This window comes from Pseudomonas sp. UBA6276, assembly GCF_002438365.1.
Taxonomy (GTDB): Bacteria; Pseudomonadota; Gammaproteobacteria; order Pseudomonadales; family Pseudomonadaceae; genus Aquipseudomonas; species Aquipseudomonas coleopterorum.
In genome coordinates this window covers 1-7,039 of the sequence record NZ_DJUS01000165.1, presented here as the reverse complement: position 1 = coordinate 7,039, position 7,039 = coordinate 1, and the positions used below count along the sequence as shown (strand labels likewise).

At 64.0% G+C, this 7,039-nt stretch carries 6 protein-coding genes; all 6 read right to left on the bottom strand.

Annotated features, from left to right (window positions below; genetic code table 11):
* A partial coding sequence (locus B2V21_RS19075) for an FtsW/RodA/SpoVE family cell cycle protein (RefSeq protein ID WP_414708431.1) occupies positions 1-802 on the bottom strand: 802 nt, incomplete at its 3' end.
* Entirely contained in the window at positions 799-2,145 is a 1,347-nt protein-coding gene (murD, locus tag B2V21_RS19070) for a UDP-N-acetylmuramoyl-L-alanine--D-glutamate ligase (RefSeq protein ID WP_286917706.1), read from the bottom strand. The genes B2V21_RS19075 and murD, both read right to left, overlap by 4 nt.
* 5 nt (positions 2,146-2,150) lie before the next feature.
* Entirely contained in the window at positions 2,151-3,233 is a 1,083-nt protein-coding gene (gene mraY, locus B2V21_RS19065) for a phospho-N-acetylmuramoyl-pentapeptide-transferase (RefSeq protein WP_286917705.1), read from the bottom strand.
* Positions 3,233-4,600, bottom strand: a complete 1,368-nt coding sequence (locus B2V21_RS19060; RefSeq protein WP_286917704.1) for a UDP-N-acetylmuramoyl-tripeptide--D-alanyl-D-alanine ligase — start codon at positions 4,598-4,600, stop codon at positions 3,233-3,235. The genes mraY and B2V21_RS19060 overlap by 1 nt, the downstream gene beginning before the upstream one ends.
* Positions 4,593-6,056, bottom strand: coding sequence for a UDP-N-acetylmuramoyl-L-alanyl-D-glutamate--2,6-diaminopimelate ligase (locus B2V21_RS19055; protein ID WP_286917703.1), 1,464 nt, complete (start codon positions 6,054-6,056; stop codon positions 4,593-4,595). The genes B2V21_RS19060 and B2V21_RS19055 overlap by 8 nt, the downstream gene beginning before the upstream one ends.
* Positions 6,056-7,039 (bottom strand): peptidoglycan D,D-transpeptidase FtsI family protein (locus B2V21_RS19050; RefSeq protein ID WP_286917702.1); only part of this gene is annotated, 984 nt, incomplete at its 5' end. The genes B2V21_RS19050 and B2V21_RS19055, both read right to left, overlap by 1 nt.

The window sequence follows — 7,039 nt, the reverse complement described above, 5'->3', positions numbered from 1 at the left end:
ACTGCTTCTGCACGCTGTTGCCCAGCCCAACGCCGAACCACTGGCCACGACCGAAGGCGATCAGCGCCTGGGTCAATTGATAACCGGAGCCGAACTGGTCGCTCCACGGGTCGGTGAAGGTGATCAGACGCGCCATGCGATACGGTTGGGCCTGAACCAGCACGAACACCGCACCCACCGCCAAGGCCACCATCAGGGCGAAACGGAACAGACCCACACCACCCAGGAACAGCATTGCGGCTGCGGCACCCATCATCACCACCGTGGCGCCGAAGTCAGGCTCCATCAGCAGCAGTCCAGCCATCGGCAGCAACACGAAGAACGGCTTGAAGAAGCCCATCCAGCTGTCGCGCACTTCCTGCTGACGACGCACCAGATAGCCTGCCAGGAAGATCACCACGAACACCTTGGCGATTTCCGAAGGCTGGACGTTGAACATGCCGAAGCCGATCCAGCGCATGGACCCGTTCACTTCGCGACCGATGCCGGGCAGCAGCACCATCACCAGCAAGCCGAATGCAGCGATCAGCAGCGTACCGCCTATGCGCTGCCAGGTAGCGATAGGCACCATCATGGTGACGATGCAGGTGCCGATACCGATCACCAGATACACAAGGTGGCGAATCATCATCGACAACGAGTTGCCCGAGTTGACCGCCGCCACTTCCGAAGAAGCCGAGGTGATCATGACCAGACCGAGGCCCAGCAGCGCCAGGCAACCGGCCAGCATGGCGAAGTCGATATCGATCCCGCGACCGCTGATCAGCGGCGAGGGGAATGGCTTGATGACACCAAAGATCATGACAAGCCCTCTACGGCATGGGCGAACAGTCGCCCGCGTTCTTCATAATTCTTGAACATGTCCAGACTCGCGCAGGCCGGTGAGAGCAGCACGGCATCACCGGGCCGGGCCAGTTCGGCGCAGCGCTGAACCGCTTCCTCGATCGAGGCGACGTTGACCTGGGCAACGCTTGGCCCGACAACGGCCGCAATACGGCCGGCATCGCGACCCAGCAGTACCAGAGCACGGCAATGACGCTGGATAGGCTGGCCGAGCGCGGTGAAATCGGCGCCCTTGCCGTCGCCGCCTGCGATCAGCACAAGCTGGCCTTCGATATCGGCGCCCAACCCTTCGATGGCGGCAATCGCAGCACCGACGTTGGTCGCCTTGGAATCGTCGTACCAGGCCACGCCATCGCGCTCGCGCAGCCACTGGCAGCGGTGCGTGAGCCCGGTGAATTCACGCAGGCTGGCCAGCATGGCGTCGAACGGCAGACCCACCGCGTGTCCCAGGGCGAGCGCAGCCAGGGCATTGGCCTGGTTGTGCGCGCCACGGACCTTGAGTTCGCTGACCGGCATCAGGTTCTCGAACTCGTAGGCCAGGTACTTCTGCCCGCCTTCCTCGCGCAGGCCGAAAGCCTTGAAGTCCGGCTTGTTCAGGCCGAACGTCCAGCACGGCATGCCCTCGCCGATCAGCGGCCGGCTCAGGGCATCCTGACGATTGAACACGACCTTGCGGGCGCCGCGGAAAATCCGATGCTTGGCCAGGTGATAGGCCGGCAGCCCGCTGTAGCGATCCATGTGGTCTTCGCTGACGTTGAGCACCGTAGCCACTTCGGCATTGAGCTGATGGGTGGTTTCCAGCTGAAAGCTCGACAGTTCCAGCACGTACAGCTCGACGTCGTCATCGAGCAGATCGAGCGCTGGCTGGCCCAGGTTGCCGCCCACCGCCACACGCTTGCCGGCCGCAGCGGCCATTTCGCCCACCAGCGTGGTCACGGTGCTTTTGGCGTTGGAGCCGGTGATCGCCACGATCGGGGCCTTGGCATGACGGGCAAACAGGTCGATATCGCCGGACAGGTGCACGCCTCGCGCCGCTGCCTGCTGCAGGGCGGGAGTCGCCAGTGCCAGACCGGGGCTCACATAGAGCTCATCGGCGCGGCAAAGGAATTCCACGTCCAGCTCACCGCAACGGACTTCCACCTGCGGATAGTCGCGACGCAGCGTCGCCAGTTCCGGCGGCGCTTCGCGTGTATCGGCCACGGCAAACGCCACGCCCTGACGCGCGAGGAAGCGCACCAGGGACATGCCGCTCTTGCCGAGGCCGACAACGATGCGGAAGTGGGAAGAAGCGATCAGAGACACTCGTTCTACCTCAGCTTCAGGGTGGCAAGGCCGATCAGCACCAGAATCACGGTGATGATCCAGAAGCGTACGATGACCCGCGGTTCGGGCCAGCCCTTGAGTTCGAAATGGTGGTGAATCGGCGCCATGCGGAACACACGGCGACCGGTGAGCTTGAACGAGGCGACCTGGATCACCACCGATAGCGTCTCGACGACGAAGATGCCGCCCATGATGAACAAAACGATCTCCTGACGCACGATCACCGCGATGGTGCCCAGGGCGGCGCCCAGCGCCAGCGCGCCGACGTCACCCATGAACACCTGGGCCGGGTAGGTGTTGAACCACAAGAAACCCAGGCCGGCGCCGATCAGGGCGCCGCAGAAGACGATCAGCTCACCTGCACCTGGCACATAGGGAATCAACAGGTATTCGGCGAATTTAACGTTGCCCGACAGGTAGCAGAAAATCCCCAGGGCGCCGCCGACCATCACCGTCGGCAGGATCGCCAGGCCGTCGAGGCCGTCGGTGAGGTTGACCGCGTTGCTGGAACCGACGATGACGAGGTAGGTCAGCACGATGAACCCGGCACCCAGCGGAATGCTGGCGTCCTTGAGCATCGGGATGATCAGGGTGGTTTCCACCGGGCTATTGGCGGTCATGAACAGAAACACCGCAGCCCCCAGGCCGAACACCGACTGCCAGAAATATTTCCAGCGGCTGGGCAGGCCGCGGGAGTTCTTCTCGATCACCTTGCGATAGTCGTCCACCCAGCCGATGCCGCCGAACAGCAGGGTGACGATGAGCACGACCCAGACATAGCGGTTGGACAGGTCAGCCCACAGCAGGGTGCTGATGGCGATGGCCGAGAGAATCAGGGCGCCGCCCATGGTCGGCGTACCGGACTTGGACAGGTGCGATTGCGGACCATCGTTGCGTACCGCCTGGCCAATCTGACGAATCTGCAGGGTGCGGATCATCCAGGGGCCCAGCCAGAGGGCCAGCGACAGCGCGGTCAGTACACCCAGAATCCCGCGCAGGGTCAGGTACTGAAAGACCGCGAAGCCTTTATAGAACTGTTGCAGAAATTCTGCCAGCAGCAGCAACATCAGTGTTTCTCCCCGCCAGAACCAAACAGCGCCACCACGATGTTTTCCATCGCCGCGCTGCGTGATCCCTTGATCAAAATAGTGGTATTGGAACCCTGCTCGGCGGCCAGCGCCGCGATCAGGTCTGCCTGATTGGCGAAGTGCTGCCCCTGAGCACCGAACGCGGTCACCGCGTGGCGCATCAATGGACCGACCGCGTACAGCGCGTCGACCTTGCCGACGGCATATTCACCTACCTGGCAATGGCCGGCTTCGGCCCAGGCGCCCAGTTCGCCGATATCTCCGAGGACCAGGACGGTGCGCCCGGAAAAGCCGGCGAGTATATCGATTGCCGCGCACATCGAGGTGGGATTTGCGTTGTAGGTGTCGTCGATGACCCGCGCGCCGTTGAGGGCGAGCTGCGCGACCGTGCGGCCCTTGACCGGCTGCACCGCATTCAGGCCCGTCTGAATGCCGGCCAGCGTCACGCCCAGAGCCTGCGCAGCCGCCGCTGCCGCCAGGGCGTTGAGCACGTTGTGGGTGCCGAGCAAATTGAGCTGGACGAACACTTCGCCTTCCGGCCCGTGCAGGGTGAAGGACGGGCAACCACGGGCATCACTGTGCCGGGCACTGGAATGAAAATCCGCCACGGCGTTGTCCAGCGAGAACGTCAGCACGGCATGCTGACCGGCGCGTGCCTGCCAGATCGGGAAAGCCTTGTCGTCGAGGTTGAGCACGGCCTTGCCACCCTCGCCCAGGCCTTCGAGGATCTCGCCCTTGGCCTCGACGATCTTGTCCGGACCGCCGAACTCGCCGACATGGGCGGTGCCGGCGTTGGTGATGAGCGCCACGTGTGGACGGGTCAGACCGACGGTGTAAGCGATTTCGCCCACCCGCGATGCACCCAGCTCGATCACTGCCGCAGTGTGCTGTGGCGCCAGTTCGAGCAAGGTCAGCGGTGCGCCCAGGTCATTGTTCAGATTGCCACGGGTGGCCAGCACCGGGCCTTGAGTCCGCAGAATGCTGGCAAGCATTTCCTTGACCGTGGTCTTGCCGCTCGAACCGGTGATGGCAGCCACGGGGCGAGTGAACGCGGCGCGGTTCAGTGCGCCGAGCTGGCCCAGCGCCAGGCGAGTGTCGGCCACGACCAACTGCGGCAGTGTGGAGCCTGGAACTTCGCGCTGCACCAGCGCGGCTACCGCACCCTTGGCGGCGACGTCGTCCAGATAGTCGTGACCATCGAAACGAGGGCCGACCAATGCGACGAACAGATCGCCTGCAGCGATGGCCCGACTGTCGATACTGACACCGTCGAAGCGCGCGTCGTCACCCGGCACACGGCCGTGCAGAGTGTCTGCCAGTTGGCTGAGCGTCATGGCGTCAAGCATCGGCCGCCCCCCATGCAGCCAGAGCCTGCTCGGCCTGCTGCAGGTCGGAGAACGCATGACGCTCGCCGTTGATCTCCTGATAGTCTTCATGGCCCTTGCCAGCCAACACGATGACATCGTCGACCGAAGCCGAATCGATCAGTTGAGCGATGGCGGCTGCACGACCCGCCACGAAGGTCGCGTTGGCCGCACTGGAAAAGCCGGCACGAATGTCGTCGAAGATGCGCAGTGGATCTTCGCTGCGAGGGTTGTCGTCGGTGACCAGCACGCGGTCGGCCAGGCGCTCGGCAACTTCGGCCATCAACGGACGCTTGCCACTGTCGCGGTCGCCGCCACAGCCGAAAAGACACAGCAACTGGCCCTTGGCGTGGGGCCGCAAGGCCTGCAGGACCTGGTCCAGGGCATCGGGCGTGTGCGCGTAGTCGACCACCACCAGGGGCTTGTCGCCGCCGCCCAGACGCTGCATGCGGCCTTGCGGTCCCTGCACCTGGCGCATCACCTTGAGCACGTCGTCCAGCGGGTATTCCATGCCCATCAGGGCACCGACTGCAGCCAGTACGTTGCTCAGATTGAAGCGCCCGAGCAGGCTGCTGCGCAGGCTGTATTCACCGTGTGAGGTCACCAGCGTGGCGCGCACACCGTGGTCATCGAATTGCGCGTCGCGGCAGTACAAGGTCGCGCTGCTGTCGCTGAGGCTGTAGGTGATCAGCCGCGACTCGTGATCCTGCTCGGTCAATTCGCGACCGAACGCATCGTCCAGATTCAGCACGCGGCACTTCAGGCTCGGCCAGGCGAACAGTCGGGCCTTGGCTTCTGCGTAGGCCTGCATGCTGCCGTGGTAATCCAGATGGTCACGGGACAGGTTGCTCAGCACGGCGATGTCGAAATCCAGCGCGGCCACGCGGCCCTGATCCAGCGCGTGCGACGACACCTCCATGGCCACGGCATGCGCGCCGCCCTTCTTCAGATCGTACAGTGTGGATTGCACGGCGATCGGATCGGGGGTGGTCAGTCGACCGCTCTGCAAAGCGCCGTAGAAACCGGTGCCCAGGGTACCGATCAGGCCGCAATGCTCGCCCAGGGCGTCGAGCGCCTGAGCCACCAACTGGGTGATGCTGGTCTTGCCATTGGTACCGGTCACGCCGACCATGTTCACCGAGCGGCTCGGCTCGCCATAGAAGCGCCCAGCGATGCTCGACAACTGCGCGATCAGCCCTTTTACCGGAATCAGAGGCACATCGGTGAGCGGCAGCACGGTAGCGCCTTCCACTTCATAGGCCACGGCGGCGGCACCCAGCTTGAGGGCATCGGTGATGTGCGCTCGGCCATCGACCTTGCTGCCGGGTACGGCCAGAAACAGATCGCCCGGACGCACGTTGCGGCTGTCCAGGGTCAGCTCGCGAATCATCGGATCGCGGCTGGCTTCGGAAAAAAGCTTGCTCAGGGGCATGGTCATCAGCCGCGCCCTCCTTTTATCAATGGGGTCGCCGGTGCGGCGTTGACCTGCTGCTGCGGCACCGGCGGCGGCAGGTTGTCAGGTTGCACGTTCATCAGGCGCAGCGTGCCGGACATCACCTTGCTGAAGACCGGGGCGCTGACCAGGCCACCGTAGTAGCCGCCCTTGCTCGGTTCGTCGATCACCACAACGATCGCGTAGCGTGGGTCGCTCATCGGGCCGAAGCCTGCGAACAGCGAGCGGTAGGCATTCTCGGTGTAGCCGCGCGAGCCAATGGTGGCCTTGCGCGCGGTACCCGACTTGCCCGCCACGTGATACGAAGGCACCCGCGCGCGATACACGCCGCGGGTGTCTTCGATGACTTGCTGGAGCATGCCTTGCACGGTCTTGGCGACCTTCTCGGGAATCACCTGCGCCGCGGTCGGCGGCTGGTCGCTCTTGAGAATGGTCAGAGGCACGATACGGCCGTTGTTGGCGATGGCCGCATAGGCGTGCACCAATTGCAGCGCCGTCACCGACAGGCCGTAGCCGTAGGACAGCGTGGCGGTCTCGGCCTTGCGCCATTCACGGTGGTTGGGCAGGTTGCCGACGCGCTCGCCCGGGAAGCCCAGGCCGGTGTACTGACCCAGGCCGACCGCGGACATGACGCGATAGATGCTCTCGCCGCCAATGTCGAAGGCCACCTTGCTCATGCCCACGTTACTGGAGTTGATCAGAATCCCGGTCAGGTCAAGCACCGGACCTTCGGTCTTGGTCACGTCCTTGATGGTGTAGCGACCGATCTGCAGCGTGCCTGGGTACACGTCGACCTTGTCGCTGGGTTTCCAGCGACCGGTTTCCAATGCCGCGCTCATGGAGATCGGCTTCATGGTTGAGCCCGGCTCGAACACGTCGATGATCGCACGGTTACGCATGGCCGCCGGCAGCATGGTGCGGCGGTTGTTGGGGTTGTAGGTCGGCTGGTTGACCATGGCCAGCACTTC

What these genes read in the sequence shown, in the direction of transcription:
- mraY (WP_286917705.1), bottom strand. Translation starts at nt 3,233, where the DNA reads ATGTTGCTGCTGCTGGCAGAATTTCTGCAACAGTTCTATAAAGGCTTC.
- B2V21_RS19055 (WP_286917703.1), bottom strand. Translation starts at nt 6,056, where the DNA reads ATGACCATGCCCCTGAGCAAGCTTTTTTCCGAAGCCAGCCGCGATCCG.
- B2V21_RS19060 (WP_286917704.1), bottom strand. Translation starts at nt 4,600, where the DNA reads ATGCTTGACGCCATGACGCTCAGCCAACTGGCAGACACTCTGCACGGC.